Source organism: Desulfobulbus alkaliphilus, from assembly GCF_016918545.1.
Classification (GTDB): domain Bacteria; phylum Desulfobacterota; class Desulfobulbia; order Desulfobulbales; family Desulfobulbaceae; genus Desulfobulbus; species Desulfobulbus alkaliphilus.
The window spans coordinates 1-412 of the sequence record NZ_JAFFQC010000343.1; the positions used below are offsets into that span (position 1 = coordinate 1).

A 412-nucleotide genomic window follows, 5' to 3' on the forward strand; every position below is an offset into this window, starting at 1 on the left:
AGTGCGTACCTACCCAGGGAGTGTGCTATCACTTCCCAGCACCTTCTTATAAGCATTTTTCCAGAAGATTGCAAGCCCCCCGACAAGCCTTGGTCAACGTGTGGGAGCCACTTGTCTTGTTCGTGACGCCCATACGACGACACGCACCTGATCCTTAATCCTCACCTATATACCCCCAAGTCTCCGCGGAAAGATTGTTTGCGGAGACTTTGTGTTATCAAATACCAAACTCTTGAGCGTACCTTATTATTCCGTGAAGATCGTCACCATTTTTAGTTATCATATAAACCATAAAATTTTCACGAGGAACATCAAAAGGAGCTTTTATGCCGAAATCCTCTGCAGGTACATATCCTTCACTAGAATAGTATTTTTCACTACCCAAGACGATGGAATGTGTATAACCAAGTTG

At 43.9% G+C, this 412-nt stretch carries 1 pseudogene; it reads right to left on the reverse strand.

Features of this window, described 5'->3' with window-relative positions:
• Positions 1-217: 217 nt before the first annotated feature.
• Positions 218-412: pseudogene (locus tag JWG43_RS18855) on the reverse strand (GNAT family N-acetyltransferase); the annotation flags it as partial.